Genomic DNA, 13,418 nt, shown 5'->3' on the forward strand with positions numbered 1-13,418 from the left:
TCTCTGTAACTGCTCCCACACCCCCGCTTGTGCCAAAGATACCATTTATGAAATCTGGAATGCGCTTGACAAGGTAGAAACAAACTAAGGAAGACAAAACTAACACCAACACATGTTCTAAGAGATCAAAAAAGCCCGTGCTTACAAGCTTATCCGCCCCATTAAAAGTCCCTGGTTGGATTTCTATTTGGTTTTCATTTGATTATCCAAATCATTGTGTGGACTTGGGTGGGGTGCAGTGCTGAATACAAAAGTTTTGAGAGATTGCCAAAGGGAACTTTTTGGGCAATTTTATGCCCTTTGTGCTTTTTTTAGAAAAAGAAGCATTGCTTTAGGGATAGTCTGTCTTTTATTTTGGTTATTTAGTTGGCTACCTTTGGTACTTGTTATGACAGAGTATATAGACACGCCTCAAAATCCACAAGAAAAATAAGAATTACCAGTCACTGGAGTCTAAAATGCCATAGATACAATTAATCTAATCCTCTTGACAAACAACTGGTGCAGTTTAACCCTGATCGCCCCTATAAGCAGGATGACTGCAGAGTTTGGGCATTAGCGACATGCTAACCCGCCCTTTTGAGTATTTCAGCCCCACACAGGGGGAGGATGAGTATAGAGCGCAAGCCTTACGCCAGAGTATTCTAAAAGTTAAGGACGCTAAAGACTTGAGCGAGGCGCAAAAGGGGCAGATTTACAAGGATCGCAATATTTTTACCACTCTGTTTAATAGCGCGTTTATGCGCGATGTAGACGATCTTAGAGAATACCAAGAACAGCAAAGATCAGAGTATTTAACTAAGGCGGTGCAAAGAGACATCACCCTTAGCTTGGGGGCTTTATGGACTAGCTAGTGCTCTAGTTCGAGAACTATAGATGCTAACCTAACTCACGCGATCAAGGCACAAAAAGCCAATCTTTCTAAATTTGTCGCCACGGGTAGGCAATTGGGTAGCGTGCTAGGATCGTTTCTCTATGCGCGCTATGGGGCATCTATGTATGTAGTGGCTTTGCTCCTACTTGGATTGTGCATTGTGGTGGTGGAACTGGATTTTAAAGAAAGAGATGTCTTAGCACACCATAAAAGCCTAGTGCTTTTGAAAAGACATGTCCAAGAGGGTTTGGCAGAATTGAGGCATAAACCCCATTTAAAACATCTCATGATCTGCGCTCTGGTTAGTGGTGTTGGTGCATTTTATTTCTGCTACCATCCAAGCATGCCAAATCTTGGTGGCTCTTAAGGGTCTTGCCTGTGGTTATAGGGCTTTTGATCCTACTATCCTTAGTTGTCATTTTCTTATACGCGCTGGTGATGGGGATATTTAAGCGGGCTATTATGTGGACTACCATTTTTCTCTCTGCGTTTCTCAAGAAAAAATCTCTTCTTTGATCTCTTTAAAATCTAGCGTTTCGAGATTGGCTTCTGTGGGAATTTTAGCGTCAAGTGGTGCAGAACTTGTCTTTTTACCCGTAGAGTATGTGGTTGTGGGGCATTTTGCCTTGGCTTGCTTGGGGGGTGGTGTGGGCTTTAAGAGTTAAACCGCCGTGTTAAAACTGCGCCACAATAAAGATGCCCCGCGATTCAGAACACTTTAGAAGTGCTTAAATTTAGGAATTTCTAAGTTTAAGAGATTAGAATAGCCGTTTTGAAAGGACGGGTATGCAACTCACAAAATCCATAAAAACTTCGGAATTCAAGCGCGATTGGGTCGTGCTGGACGCTAAGGATCAAGTCTTTGGGCGACTCATCACTCAGGTCGCGCTTTTACTTAGGGGCAAACACCGCCCCTACTACACCCCCCATGTGGATTGCGGGGACTTTGTTGTGGTGATCAATGCCAGTCAGGTTAAATTTTCGGGTGTAAAATTGCAAGACAAGCAGTATTTCACCCACTCAGGTTATTTTGGAAGCACCAAAAGCCAAACCCTCCAAGAGATGCTAGACAAGCATCCCGAAAAACTCTTTTTTCTTGCCGTGCGGGGTATGTTGCCCAAGAGCAAATTAGGGCGCGCTATGATCAAAAAGCTCAAGGTTTACAAGGAAGCCAAGCACCCCCACACCGCCCAAGTCGCAAAAAAGAACAACGATGTTGTGAAAAAGGACAACGATGCATAAAATCTACGCCACAGGGAAACGCAAAAGCGCGATCGCCAAAGTTTGGTTAAGCCATGGCAATGGCGTGCTAGACATCAACGGCACGGATCTAAACGCCTGGTTGGGCGGGCATGAATCCATCAAAATGAAGGTGATGCAACCCTTGGTGTTGACTAAACAAGAGGGCTTGGTGAATATCAAGGCGGTGGTCTTTGGGGGGGGGTATAGCGCGCAAGCCGAAGCCTTAAGGCATGGCATCTCTAAGGCACTTAATCTCTACGACACGGCTTTTAGAGCGATCTTAAAGCCCAAGGGCTTGTTGAGGCGCGATTCAAGGGTGGTGGAACGCAAGAAATACGGCAAGCGCAAGGCGCGCCGTAGTCCACAATTCTCTAAACGCTAGGTTGCTTGTGAGGGGGGTCAAGTTTTAGGGGGCTTTAATGGCTATTGATCTATCCAAGGATTCTATCCCCAAACTCTTTTTTTACTATTTTATCCCACTGGCCTTTTCTATGATCTCGCTCTCCACTTACTCCATGATTGATGGCATGTTTGTGGGGAATAAGTTAGGCGAGCAAGCTCTAGCGGCTATTGGGGTGTGTTGGCCTATTTTTCCCACTCTAATCGCCTTTGAGTTGCTCTTTGGATTTGGGGCAGCTTCTATCGCATCCTATTTTCTAGGCAAGGATCAACCTGAACGCGCTAGATTGGTTTTTAGTTCTGTGTTTTACTTTGTCGCTATTAGCATCACTCTGATTAGTTGGTCGCTTGTGCCCTTTAGCGATCACTTAGCTAAGATGTTAGGAAGTAGTGAGGCGGTCTTGCCCATGGTGTCTATTTACATCAAGGTCATCTTAATGGGGGCGATTTTTATGGTTTTACACCCCTTGGCCGATGTCTTTGTCGTCAATGACAAACGCCCTATTTTAGCAATGGTGGCGATGTTGGTAGGCTCACTCACCAATGTGGCGTTCAACTACTTCTTGCTCTATGTGGTGGAGATTGGGATTCATGGGAGCGCGATCGCCACGGTTTTAGGGCATGCGATGGGCTTTTTTGTACTCATGAGTCATTTTTTAGGCAAAAAGGGGCAACTCTACTTCGTGCGCCGTTTCAACTGGGCTAGTGTCATCTCTTCGGCTAAAAGTGGGTTACCCCAAAGTGTTTCTGAACTCAGCGCGGCTGTGGTGATGTTGTTATTCAACCGCACTATCATGGACACCGTGGGGGAGAGGGGGGTGTCCATCTATGCGATCGTGATGTATAATGGCATCATCTTTTGGACGACCCTGCTCTCCATAGCCCAAGGGATTCAGCCCATCGCAAGCTTTAATTATGGCGCGCAAAACCTAGATAAGGTCAAAGCGGTTTTCATCTTTGGTTTGAAGATCACTTTGTGCGTAGGCGTAGGGATGTATATTCTCTTCTACTTTTTAGATACGCATTTGATCCAACTCTATGTGGATCAAGAACGCTTGGCGCGCGATCCAAGTTTTTTAGCCCAAAGTAAGCACGCGATGAATGTCTATTACACCGGGCATATCTTTTTGGGTTTAAATCTCCTCTGCGCGGTGTTTTTCCAATCTATCCAGCGCACACGCACCTCCTTTTTCATCACCATATGCGAAACCATTCTTTTCATCGTGCCTCTTTTGCCTATTTTGGCGCATTTCTTTGGCTTAGAGGGAATTTGGATCGCCTTTCCCATCTCACAGGCTTGCGCGCTGGTGGTGGTGGGCTTTGTGGTGCGCTATGAGATCAGGCGGGGCACTTTTGATCGAGTCGCCACTCTTAAGGATTTGGCTTAAGAAAAAATGTGATAATGCGCCATGCAGATCAAGACCAAAATCCCCAAAAAAGGCGCTTCTCTCTTGTCCTACGCGCCCAAAATCGGCTCTTCAGAGCAATTCATAGAGGTCTGCCTAGAACCTTGCCTTTACCACAAAACCACGCTTTATATCAAAAAGCATTTTAGAGAACATGTCAAATTCAAGCACACCACCATTTTATTAGAACAGGAGAGTTTGAAGAAAACCTACTTACTCAACCGCCTCTTTTATGCCAAATACGCTCTGCACCCCTTTTACAACCAACAAGTCTTCAAACAACTAAGACAACAGATTTTAGATTGCGCGCACCTGCCCGTGGTGTTTAAAGAGAGCATGCACACCCACGAGCCCTACCAGCGCGTCTTGGCATTGGTGCACAAGGTGGAGATCCATGCAATCTATCTGCACTCTAGGGTGATCTTTTACTACAATAACTTCCTAGCGCGCGAATTTTTGCACGAAACCTTTGCGCCCTATATTTTGCTAGAAACCCCCTTTAAAGACAAAGCCAACAAAAGCAATTTTTTGCACGAAACCCACGCCCACTTAGACGCGCTCCCTATTTTAATGGCTTTGCAAAACCCCCGCTTCAAGCAAGCCTACATCCAATTTGTTTACCCCACCCAAGCCCTCTATCTCACTAGGCAAGAGGAGATCATTCTCAAGGCTTTGCGCACGCTAGGACTAGGGGTGATGCACTCCAAAGAGGAGATCAAGCACCGCTATTTGGAGCTGGCTAAACTTTACCACCCAGATACCTGCGCCTGCGCGCCCTACAACAAGGGCATTTACAAGCAACGCTTTTTGGAAGTGATGGACGCGTATAATGTCCTAAAACAGCTCTAGAGTCTAAAGCGTACCTGCCCTATACTCTTGGATCATGCGTAGGATTTCGTCCTTGAGGCGTAACTTCTTCTTCTTGAGATCGGTTACTTTGAGATCGTCCGTATTGTGCGCGATCAGAGTGGAAATCTCGTCGTCTAACGCGTTGTGCTCTTCAAAAATTTTATTGAAGTGGGGGTTTTTGTTTTTCAAAGCTTTGATATCATCGCGATACTCATGGAACATGCAAATCCTTTAAGAGTTAATGGGGATATTCTAGTATTTTCAACCTAAAACTTCCCTCATCTTAAGTGTCAAACCCCACATAATCTAGCCCGCAACTTGCTGCGCGTAGCGGGTGGTGGTGTGCAAGGCGGGGTGCTTCTCTAGGGCGTATTGGGCTTGGGTATATTTGCGCAGGATACTGTTCTTTTGTTCTTCTAAATGCGCGATATTGGACATCATTCTATCTTTGACTTGAGCTCTAAAAGTAGCATTTGCTTAGACACGCCTTTTTTTGGGCTTCTTTGATGATGTCGCCTAATAGGGCTTCTGTGGAGGTGTGGCTAGGTTTTTCCTTGTGTTCTTGCACTTCTAGTGCGCCCTCTAATTGCCTTTTTGTGTTGGGATCGATCTTGCCCGTGATGACAAGTATTGTCGCAATAGAGGCGTTATACTTAAAGAAGTAATGCACATTTTGCGCGATAGAGAGCACAAGAGCGAAGGCGACAAAGACTCTCATCCCCGACCCCTCTAGATCGCAAATAGTTAGATGGAAGTTTTCCACCCCGTGGATTTCGCAGAGTTGGTAAAACTCTTGCACGGCTTTTGTGCTTTCTAAAATCTTGCCATGTTTTTTGTCATAGCCCTTACTAGCGATCTCTTCTGCCTCAAACACGGGCAATTTCACGCGTTCCCCGCCTGCAAAGACATCAATATCCAAGAGTTCAATGTTTGCGAGCAAAGAGGAACAAAGCACCCTGCTTTGTGGGGGCTTTAGCGCGCGAGAGATAAAGCAGGAGTGCTTACAAATGCACCATCCTAGCATAGGGTTTAGGAATATCAATCTCTTGCCCTAAACTTAACGCCGCATTAAAACACCAAAAGGGGTTCTTGAGCAGAGCGCGCGCTAGATAGATTGCATCCACCACTTGGCTAGCGATGAGCTTTTGTGCCATTTTGGGCTCTTCAAGCAATCCGCCCCCGATGGTGGGCTTGCCTAACGCTTCTTTGAGATAGTCCGCATAAGGGATTTGATAACCCGGATAAGTCTTAATGGGAGCTTCTAGCACGCCCCCACTACTCACATCCAAAGCATCATAAAGAGAGCTTAAGGGCTCTAAGAGTTGGGCTATAGTTTGGGGAGTGTTGCCCTCTTTGTGGTAGTCTGTAGCCGAGATACGCACCAAAAGAGGTAAATCTATGGCTTCTCTTAGGGTTTGCAAGATTTCTTGTAAGAGCAATGCCCGATTTTTGCCATAAACATCGCTTCTTTGGTTGCTTAAGGGGGATAAAAAGCTACTGAGCAAATACCCATGTGCGGCGTGGATTTCGATTGCATCAAAGCCGGCTTGCTTTGCCCTCAATCCTGCTTGTTTAAACCCTAAAATGACCTGCTTAATGTCTTGTGTATCCATTTCTTTAGGCATGGCGTATTGTTCACTAAAGCGCAGGGCGCAGGGGGCTAAAAGTGGGGTGTCTTTTAACACCCCCTTTCTGCCTGCATGTCCAATTTGTAGTGCTACCTTAGAGCCGTGTTTATGGCACTCTTGCACAATTTGTGCCAAGCCCTCTACATGCTCTTGTTCATAAATACCCAGATCCCCCGGATCAATGCGCCCATTAGCACTCACCGCCGCTACTTCAAAAATAATCAAGCCCACTTGCCCAACCGCACGGCTAATATAATGGTGGGTGTGCCAGTCATTAACATAACCATTTTGCGCGCTGTATTGATCCATAGGTGCCATCACCACGCGGTTTTTGATCTCTAAATCCTTAATTTTCCACGGGCTAAATAATAGGGTTTTTTTTGGCATTTGTCTTCCTTAAAACTAATGTGCTCTAGACTTCTGCGCTCGCCACCGCCTGCGCGTGCGCGATCAAGGGCTCGATCACGGGGTCTAGGTTGCCTGAGAGCATGATCTCCTCTAGGCTATAAAGAGTTAGATTAATGCGGTGATCGCTCAAGCGGTTTTGTGGGTAATTATAGGTGCGGATGCGCTCACTGCGATCCCCACTGCCCACCTGCATTTTGCGCTCCTGCGAGTGGGCTTGTTGTTGCTCCTCAATCTGCTTTTCATACAAACGGGCTTTTAAAATCTTTAGGGCTTTGTCCTTGTTTTTATGTTGGGATTTTTCATCCTGCATAGAAACGCTGATTCCACTAGGCACATGTGTAATTCTTACAGCTGAATCAGTAGTATTCACACATTGCCCCCCATGCCCGCCCGCTCTAAAAACCTCAATGCGCAAATCGCTCGGGTTAATATTGATCTCCACATCGTCCGCTTCAGGCATGATCGCCACAGTGATGGCTGAGGTGTGGATACGCCCCTGCGATTCGGTCTCTGGCACGCGTTGCACGCGGTGCGTGCCCGCTTCAAATTTCAGGCGCGAATACACCCCCTGCCCCTTGATCAAGGCGATCATCTCTTTATAGCCCCCCACGCTATTTTCACTGGAGCTGACAATTTCCACCTTCCAACGCTTTAAATCCGCATAACGGCAATAGGCTTTAAAGAGATCGCCCACAAAAATCCCCGCCTCATCGCCCCCTGTGCCCGCGCGCAATTCCAAATAAATATTTTTATTGTCATTAGGGTCTTTGGGGATGAGCAAAATTTTAATGCGCTCTTCTAGGGCTTTGCTTTGCTCCTCTAGGATTTTAAGCTCCTCTTTGGCTAATTCGCCTAGCTCTTTATCCTCTAGTAATGCCTTGTTTTCTTGAATGGAGTCTAGCACGCCTAGATACTCTTTTGCCTGCACAGCAAGCTCCTCTAAGCTGGCTTGTTCTTTGCTCAGTTCTCTTAGGCGTTTGACATCCCCTAAGATTTCAGGCTGGGCAAGAGAGTGAGCGAGCGCATCATAGCGCGCCACAACTTCTTTTAGTTTAGTAGAGAGCACGATTTAAGCGTTAGCCAGAGCGATCTTTTTCACACTCGCGTTCAAGCGCGACACCTTCCTAGACGCGGTGTTTTTCTTTAAAACGCCTTTGCTCACGAATTTATGCAATTCTTTATTCGCCACTTTAAGGGATTCTTGGGCTTTAGGGAGATCATTATGCGCCACCGCTTCGCGCACCGCTTTGATGATATTTTTCAGGCGGGTTTTATAAAAGCGGTTGCGTTCGGTGCGCTTAATAGTTTGACGGATTCGCTTTTGCGCGGATTTATGATTAGCCATGCACTTAATCCTTTTATCAAAAATAGTGTGTTAGAATTGTAGCTTTATCTTAATTAAAGAGAACTAAATTTTGGGGCGCGCATGATTTTTGGCACGGATGGGGTCAGGGGCAGGGCGGGTGTGGAGATCACGCCCATGTTTGTGATGCAACTAGGCATCGCTGCTGGGCTCTACTTTCGCAAACAAGCCATCAGCAATAAAATCTTAGTGGGCAAGGACACGCGCCGCAGTGGTTATATGATTGAAAACGCCCTAGTGAGTGCGCTTACCAGCGTGGGCTATGATGTGATTCAAATTGGTCCTATGCCCACGCCCGCTATCGCCTTTTTGACCGAAAACATGCGCTGTGATGCGGGGGTGATGATTAGCGCTAGTCATAACCCTTTTGAAGACAATGGGATCAAGTTTTTCGATCGCTTCGGTTATAAACTCCAAAGGGAGAGCGAATTACAGATTGAAAAAATCTTTGCTGACACTAAGCGCGTCGAGCAGAGTTGCCAATCTGGGCTAGAGATTGGGAGTGCCAAACGCATTGATGATGTGGTAGGGCGCTACATCGTGCATTTAAAAAATTCCTTTCCCAAACATCTCAATTTGCAGGGCATGCGCGTAGTCATTGACACAGCTAATGGAGCAGGCTACAAGGTCGCCCCTGTGGTCTTTAGCGAGCTGGGCGCAGATGTGATTGTGATCAATGATGAGCCCAATGGGAGCAATATCAACGCGCAATGTGGCGCGCTCTATCCTTTAGAGTTAAGCCAAGAGGTCAAACGCTACCGCGCGGATCTAGGTATTGCCTTAGATGGAGATGCCGATCGGCTGGTGGTGGTGGATAACACCGGCGTGGTGGTGCCCGGGGATAAACTCATTGGCGCGCTCGCCCTTTATAATTATAAGCGTAACGCATTGAGTAATGCTAGCATTGTGGCAACCACGATGAGCAATCTCTCTTTAGAGGAGTATCTTAAACAACATCATATCGGGGTGGTGTTTTGCGATGTGGGGGACAAATGCGTGAGCGCGGCGATGCAAGCGCATAACTTGAGTTTTGGAGCAGAGCAGAGTGGGCATCTCATCTTTGGGGATTATTCTAAAACAGGCGATGGGATCATGGGCGCGTTGCAGGTCGCCGCGCTGGTGGTAGAGAGCAAACAGCCTAGTAGCAAGGCGCTCAACCCCTTTAATCTCTACCCCCAAGTGTTAGAAAATGTGCGCGTGAAAGACAAAAAGCCCTTAGACAAATTGCCCGGGTTTGCTGAAAAATTGCAATCTTTAGAAAAGGCACATATCCGCCATCTCATCCGCTACTCGGGCACAGAGAATCTCTTACGCATTCTCTTAGAGGGCAAGGAGCGCGTTCTACTAGAAAATAAAGCCAAAGAGCTCAAAGCCTTTTTACAAGAGCAACTGCTTTGAGTGTTACACCTTTTAAGCACGCGCTGTTTTGGTTTGTAGGTGTGGGGTTATTAGCCATGCTGTGCGATCAAGCCATCAAGCAGTGGATTTTACAGGGCTTTAGAGCAGAGGGTCCTGTGATCTCTATCGTGCTAGCCTACAATAAAGGCGTGGCTTTTTCTATGTTGGAGTTTTTAGGACCTTGGCTCAAGTATTTGCAAACCCTCTTAATCATAGGCATGGTAATCATGCTCTTATCCCAACGCGCTTTTTTTCTACAAACCCATATCCCTTTTGGGTTAGTTTTGGGGGCGGGGAGCTCCAATCTACTCGATCGCTTCGTGCATGGGCATGTGATCGATTATGTCTATTGGCATTATAAATTTGATTTTGCGGTGTTCAATTTAGCTGATGTGCTCATTGATGTGGGTGTGGGTTTGTTGTTGCTAGACGCGCTCAAACAAAGTTTAAGCAAGAACAAAAGCTTTAAGGCAAAAGACCAACACAATCAGGTATAATTCCCGCCTTTAGCAATTCCTATAAAATTGTGGTCGCGTAGCTCAGTGGTAGAGCACTACCTTGACATGGTAGGGGTCGCTGGTTCAAGTCCAGTCGGGACCACCATAATCCATAAATCCAACGCCTTTTATAGCTCTTACCCCCTCATAGCGCATGGGGCTGTTTATTGGGTGTTTTGCGCAACAACAAATACAGCACGCACGCGCTCACAAAAGTAGCCGTAGCATACCAATTTGCACCCAAATCCTTAGAGATCAACACCCCATGATAAACTAAAATGCCCACTAGACTCGCACCAAACCACGCTACTAATCCAGCTGCCTTGAAGGCGGGTGCGCTTAGGGCATTGCGCACATCTTGCTCGTAATTGGGCGCGCTTAAAATATGCACCAAAGCGATTGCCACCCACGCCACTACGAAGATACCCTGATAGGCTAGAGCACTGAGCAAATAAGCAAACATATCCACTAGCATGAGCAAAAACACCACCACTCCGACTAAGACAGCCCAAATGTATTTGGAAAAATCCAGCCCCAAAACCTCCTTAAAAAAGGCTTGCATATTGGTCGCGCCCAAGAAGTAGTTAGCTGTGTTGATGCGCGCTTGGGTGATGATCACAAAGAGTAGCCCAAAAATACCTAGTAATTCAATGAAGGCAAAGGCGACTGCGGACTCTGAAGTGGCTAATTTAGGCATGGTGCTCACCAAGTAAATGCCTACCAACGCCGAGAGCACAAAGGCGACTAAGTAAAAGGGTGCGCCAAAGGTGATAAAGGCGTGAAATTTAACATCTTCTCTTTTGCCAAAGCGCGCGAAGTCAAAGGTATACATCATCAACACCCACACGCCCATGTAATATACTGCTACATGCCACCAGCCAAAGGGGGGCGCGTTTTTAGGTCCCATGTGTAACCACGCTTCATTATAACCATAGGTGCTAGTCGCATAGATCACAGAAGCCACTAGCCCTAAGAGGTACAAGGGCAAGAGCACCCCGTTAAATTTATCTAACCAGTGTTGCACCGAGCCAAAGATCAAGGGCACGGAAAAAGCCACGATGATCAAGCACGCCCCCCAGTGGGGCAGAGCGGGGAATTTATGCGTGGCTGCTAGCGCAATCACATACCCTTCAAAAACGGCGTAGTAAATGGCGGTAGCAAAGAAAATCAAGGTAGCTAGGGCAGCCCCCTTACTTCCAAAGAGCACGCGTGAAAATAGGGCGACAGAAAGACCGCTCTTAGCCGCATAGCTAGAGATAAACGCGTTGATGAGAGAATACGCTACTACGGTGATAAGCAACCCGATCAGGGCATTTTTTGTGCCATAGGCTTGTGCCATCGCCACCCCCACCACCACATAAAACAAAGCCGAACAAACCCCCCACCAAGACATCATCAAAGAACCCCGTGAGGCTTTTCTCTCCTGCGTAACTACAAAAGTGGATTCATCCTCTGTATGCTTATGGGCTAAGTCCTCATGGTGTGTGGGCATGGCATCTCCTTTAACTCAAACTCTCAATCATCTTGGCAATCTTGTCTTGATAGGCTTTGCGTGCCACTAGAGCTTGCTCCATATCTACGGCTTTAAAGCGCACTTTTTGATTAGGCGCAAACTGCCCTAGGCGATCTAAATCGCAACTAATCAGCGTGCAATACATCGCAAATCCGCCCCCACTGGGCGCGTCCCTTTGCAAGACAATGGGTTCATTACCTCCGGGGGCTTGCATAGAGCCCACCGGGTAGCAGGCATCGGGGATATTACTCGGATTTGAGCCCGCGCCAAAGGGCTGGGGCAAATCTTTATAGGTGAATTTCTGCCCGTTTTTAAAGCGATAGCCCAGCCTATCTGCCTGCGTGGAGACGACATAGACATCATTAAACAGATTATGCAAACTCTGCTCTGTAAGCTTGTAATCCTGCAATCCCAAGATCACACGCAAAACCTCCACTTCTTCTAGGTGTAGATGAAACTCTGGGGCTAGGGCTTTTTGGCTGGGTTTGCCCGTGGGCGTGCCAATGGGGAGTATGTCGCCCTCCTCAAGTTTGCGCCCCTTAAAACCCCCAATGCTCCCTAGCGGATAGGTGGAGCGCGAGCCCATCACTACGGGTACATCCACCCCCCCAGCCATAGCGATATAAGCACGCGCGCCCTTTTTGAGATAGCTAAAGCTAAGTTTGCCCCCTGCGGGCACTTTAAGCGCGCTATTGCTGGGCATCTCCTCCCCATTGATAAGCGGGGTGGTGTGCGCGCCAGTTACGGCAATGTAAGTTTCTTGCTCAAATTCTAATTCGGGTGCCATCAAAGCCACCTCTAAAGCCGCGGCGTTTTTGTCATTACCCACTAAGACATTTGCTGCAATGAAAGAGGCTTGATCGAGCGCGCCTCCGGGGGGAATGCCCAAATGGTAGTAACCATAACGCCCCAAATCCTCTACATAAGTGGCAATGCCCGGCTTGATCACTTTAAAAGAGCTCATGCTAACACCTCCAAGATTTTTTGGTTATAGGCTTTGGGGTCGCTTTGCCACTCTTGCAAAGAAAAGCGTGTAGGGCGGATTTTGAGATCAAAAGTGCCTGCCTCTACCTCTTTGACATATTGATCATACTCCGCTTGCGTGCAGGGGGTGAATTTGATAATGTCCCCGGGGTTTAAAAACACCATGCTCTCTTTAAAATAGGGCAATCTCTGTTTGGGGTCCCACACGGGCGCGGGCGTGATCCCCATCATCTGATACCCCCCACCCCCGCGCACCGCATAAATGCACCCAAAACACCCCCCATGCCCGATGGTCAGCGCCGGGGTATCAATGCGCGCAATCGCATACTTGGGCACTTCAATTTGGGCTGGACGCTCTACAAGTTGGTAAAGCCAAGGCAGTCCGGCTACAAAACCGATCATACTCACAAACCAAGGGCTCTCTGAGTGGGCTTTGATAAACGCCTCCACACTCTCATAGCCATTGATCTGGCGGGCGTATTCAATATCGGTAATATTGGGATCAAGCGTGGATCCGGGCTCTCTGCATTGGTGGTTATTGCGGAAACGCATTTGGCATTCATAAGTATAAGGGTCGTTGTAAAAAACGGGCATTTCAATGAGGCGGGTTTGAATCTCTGTGCGCGCCCCTACAACCTCTTTTTCTAGGGATTTTAAAATCTCTAAGGCTTTGGTGTGGGGTAAAATATCCGGATTAAAGGCGATCATATAGGACGCGTTAGCCGGGCAAATTTCGGTAATGCCCTCCACTTGCATTTCCCTCAAGCGGTTGCAAATCGCCATGGCTAGAAAAAACGCCTCTAAAGACATCCCCTCCTCACTCACCTCTACAAATAAAAAAAGTGTCCCCCCCAAAG

General features: G+C 47.2%; 17 protein-coding genes, 1 tRNA gene and 1 pseudogene. 9 read left to right on the forward strand and 10 right to left on the reverse strand.

Features of this window, described 5'->3' with window-relative positions; genetic code table 11:
• Nucleotides 1-106 (reverse strand): annotated as a pseudogene (locus EAO37_RS09420) (conjugal transfer protein TrbL); the annotation flags it as partial.
• Nucleotides 107-548: 442 nt separating this feature from the next.
• On the opposite strand from EAO37_RS09420, the gene EAO37_RS07030 reads away from it, so the two are divergent.
• From EAO37_RS07030 to EAO37_RS07060, 6 genes are all read left to right on the forward strand, one after another.
• Nucleotides 549-854: a hypothetical protein gene (locus EAO37_RS07030; RefSeq protein WP_120952726.1), complete on the forward strand. Its 306-nt coding sequence runs from the start codon at nucleotides 549-551 to the stop codon at nucleotides 852-854.
• Nucleotides 855-1,338: 484 nt separating this feature from the next.
• Nucleotides 1,339-1,539 (forward strand): hypothetical protein, encoded by a 201-nt coding sequence (locus tag EAO37_RS07040; RefSeq protein ID WP_120952732.1) that lies wholly within the window; start codon nucleotides 1,339-1,341, stop codon nucleotides 1,537-1,539.
• Nucleotides 1,540-1,660: 121 nt separating this feature from the next.
• Complete coding sequence (gene rplM, locus EAO37_RS07045) at nucleotides 1,661-2,116, forward strand: 50S ribosomal protein L13 (RefSeq protein ID WP_120946259.1); 456 nt, start codon at nucleotides 1,661-1,663, stop codon at nucleotides 2,114-2,116.
• Nucleotides 2,109-2,498 (forward strand): 30S ribosomal protein S9, encoded by a 390-nt coding sequence (gene rpsI, locus EAO37_RS07050; protein WP_120946260.1) that lies wholly within the window; start codon nucleotides 2,109-2,111, stop codon nucleotides 2,496-2,498. Before rplM ends, rpsI begins: the two co-directional genes overlap by 8 nt.
• A 37-nt stretch (nucleotides 2,499-2,535) precedes the next feature.
• Nucleotides 2,536-3,903: an MATE family efflux transporter gene (locus tag EAO37_RS07055; protein ID WP_120946261.1), complete on the forward strand. Its 1,368-nt coding sequence runs from the start codon at nucleotides 2,536-2,538 to the stop codon at nucleotides 3,901-3,903.
• 21 nt (nucleotides 3,904-3,924) lie between these two features.
• Complete coding sequence (locus EAO37_RS07060) at nucleotides 3,925-4,770, forward strand: J domain-containing protein (protein ID WP_120946262.1); 846 nt, start codon at nucleotides 3,925-3,927, stop codon at nucleotides 4,768-4,770.
• A gap of 3 nt (nucleotides 4,771-4,773) precedes the next feature.
• Here EAO37_RS07060 and EAO37_RS07065 read toward each other — a convergent pair whose 3' ends face one another.
• The 6 genes from EAO37_RS07065 to rpsT form a co-directional block, all read right to left on the reverse strand.
• Entirely contained in the window at nucleotides 4,774-4,992 is a 219-nt protein-coding gene (locus EAO37_RS07065; protein WP_120946263.1) for a DUF465 domain-containing protein, read from the reverse strand.
• A gap of 84 nt (nucleotides 4,993-5,076) precedes the next feature.
• Entirely contained in the window at nucleotides 5,077-5,208 is a 132-nt protein-coding gene (locus EAO37_RS09835) for a hypothetical protein (RefSeq protein ID WP_276206412.1), read from the reverse strand.
• A 22-nt stretch (nucleotides 5,209-5,230) separates the two neighbouring features.
• Nucleotides 5,231-5,710, reverse strand: coding sequence for a hypothetical protein (locus EAO37_RS07070; RefSeq protein WP_162982989.1), 480 nt, complete (start codon nucleotides 5,708-5,710; stop codon nucleotides 5,231-5,233).
• Nucleotides 5,711-5,771: 61 nt separating this feature from the next.
• Nucleotides 5,772-6,785 (reverse strand): NADPH dehydrogenase, encoded by a 1,014-nt coding sequence (locus tag EAO37_RS07075; RefSeq protein ID WP_120952738.1) that lies wholly within the window; start codon nucleotides 6,783-6,785, stop codon nucleotides 5,772-5,774.
• 25 nt (nucleotides 6,786-6,810) lie between these two features.
• A complete protein-coding gene (gene prfA, locus EAO37_RS07080) occupies nucleotides 6,811-7,872 on the reverse strand; it encodes a peptide chain release factor 1 (RefSeq protein ID WP_120945884.1) in 1,062 nt (353 codons plus the stop codon).
• A 3-nt stretch (nucleotides 7,873-7,875) separates the two neighbouring features.
• The gene (gene rpsT, locus EAO37_RS07085; protein WP_120945883.1) at nucleotides 7,876-8,151 is read right to left on the reverse strand and encodes a 30S ribosomal protein S20; all 276 of its coding nucleotides are present in this window, start codon (nucleotides 8,149-8,151) and stop codon (nucleotides 7,876-7,878) included.
• A gap of 81 nt (nucleotides 8,152-8,232) precedes the next feature.
• Here rpsT and glmM point away from each other — a divergent pair, with 81 nt between their 5' ends.
• The 3 genes from glmM (at nucleotide 8,233) to EAO37_RS07100 (ending at nucleotide 10,170) form a co-directional block, all read left to right on the forward strand.
• Nucleotides 8,233-9,567, forward strand: coding sequence for a phosphoglucosamine mutase (glmM, locus tag EAO37_RS07090; protein WP_120952741.1), 1,335 nt, complete (start codon nucleotides 8,233-8,235; stop codon nucleotides 9,565-9,567).
• 23 nt (nucleotides 9,568-9,590) lie between these two features.
• Nucleotides 9,591-10,064, forward strand: coding sequence for a signal peptidase II (lspA, locus tag EAO37_RS07095; protein WP_276206413.1), 474 nt, complete (start codon nucleotides 9,591-9,593; stop codon nucleotides 10,062-10,064).
• A 31-nt stretch (nucleotides 10,065-10,095) separates the two neighbouring features.
• Nucleotides 10,096-10,170, forward strand: a tRNA-Val gene (locus tag EAO37_RS07100).
• 39 nt (nucleotides 10,171-10,209) lie between these two features.
• Here EAO37_RS07100 and EAO37_RS07105 read toward each other — a convergent pair.
• The 3 genes from EAO37_RS07105 to EAO37_RS07115 are packed head-to-tail and all read right to left on the reverse strand — an operon-like array spanning nucleotide 10,210 to nucleotide 13,416.
• Nucleotides 10,210-11,556, reverse strand: coding sequence for an allantoin permease (locus EAO37_RS07105; protein ID WP_120952744.1), 1,347 nt, complete (start codon nucleotides 11,554-11,556; stop codon nucleotides 10,210-10,212).
• A gap of 10 nt (nucleotides 11,557-11,566) precedes the next feature.
• Nucleotides 11,567-12,541 (reverse strand): biotin-dependent carboxyltransferase family protein, encoded by a 975-nt coding sequence (locus EAO37_RS07110; protein ID WP_120952747.1) that lies wholly within the window; start codon nucleotides 12,539-12,541, stop codon nucleotides 11,567-11,569.
• On the reverse strand, nucleotides 12,538-13,416 hold the full coding sequence (locus EAO37_RS07115) for a carboxyltransferase domain-containing protein (protein ID WP_240451764.1): 879 nt from the start codon (nucleotides 13,414-13,416) through the stop codon (nucleotides 12,538-12,540). The genes EAO37_RS07110 and EAO37_RS07115 overlap by 4 nt, the downstream gene beginning before the upstream one ends.
• Nucleotides 13,417-13,418: the final 2 nt, after the last annotated feature.

It is taken from the genome of Helicobacter sp. L8 (genome assembly GCF_003660355.1).
GTDB lineage: Bacteria > Campylobacterota > Campylobacteria > Campylobacterales > Helicobacteraceae > Helicobacter > Helicobacter labacensis.

Excerpts from the sequence above, each read along its gene's own strand:
- glmM (WP_120952741.1), top strand. The coding sequence starts at position 8,233 with ATGATTTTTGGCACGGATGGGGTCAGGGGCAGGGCGGGTGTGGAGATC.
- EAO37_RS07105 (WP_120952744.1), bottom strand. The coding sequence starts at position 11,556 with ATGCCCACACACCATGAGGACTTAGCCCATAAGCATACAGAGGATGAA.
- EAO37_RS07065 (WP_120946263.1), bottom strand. The coding sequence starts at position 4,992 with ATGTTCCATGAGTATCGCGATGATATCAAAGCTTTGAAAAACAAAAAC.
- EAO37_RS07075 (WP_120952738.1), bottom strand. The coding sequence starts at position 6,785 with ATGCCAAAAAAAACCCTATTATTTAGCCCGTGGAAAATTAAGGATTTA.
- EAO37_RS07060 (WP_120946262.1), top strand. The coding sequence starts at position 3,925 with ATGCAGATCAAGACCAAAATCCCCAAAAAAGGCGCTTCTCTCTTGTCC.
- EAO37_RS07110 (WP_120952747.1), bottom strand. The coding sequence starts at position 12,541 with ATGAGCTCTTTTAAAGTGATCAAGCCGGGCATTGCCACTTATGTAGAG.
- EAO37_RS07055 (WP_120946261.1), top strand. The coding sequence starts at position 2,536 with ATGGCTATTGATCTATCCAAGGATTCTATCCCCAAACTCTTTTTTTAC.
- EAO37_RS09835 (WP_276206412.1), bottom strand. The coding sequence starts at position 5,208 with ATGTCCAATATCGCGCATTTAGAAGAACAAAAGAACAGTATCCTGCGC.
- rplM (WP_120946259.1), top strand. The coding sequence starts at position 1,661 with ATGCAACTCACAAAATCCATAAAAACTTCGGAATTCAAGCGCGATTGG.
- rpsI (WP_120946260.1), top strand. The coding sequence starts at position 2,109 with ATGCATAAAATCTACGCCACAGGGAAACGCAAAAGCGCGATCGCCAAA.
- rpsT (WP_120945883.1), bottom strand. The coding sequence starts at position 8,151 with ATGGCTAATCATAAATCCGCGCAAAAGCGAATCCGTCAAACTATTAAG.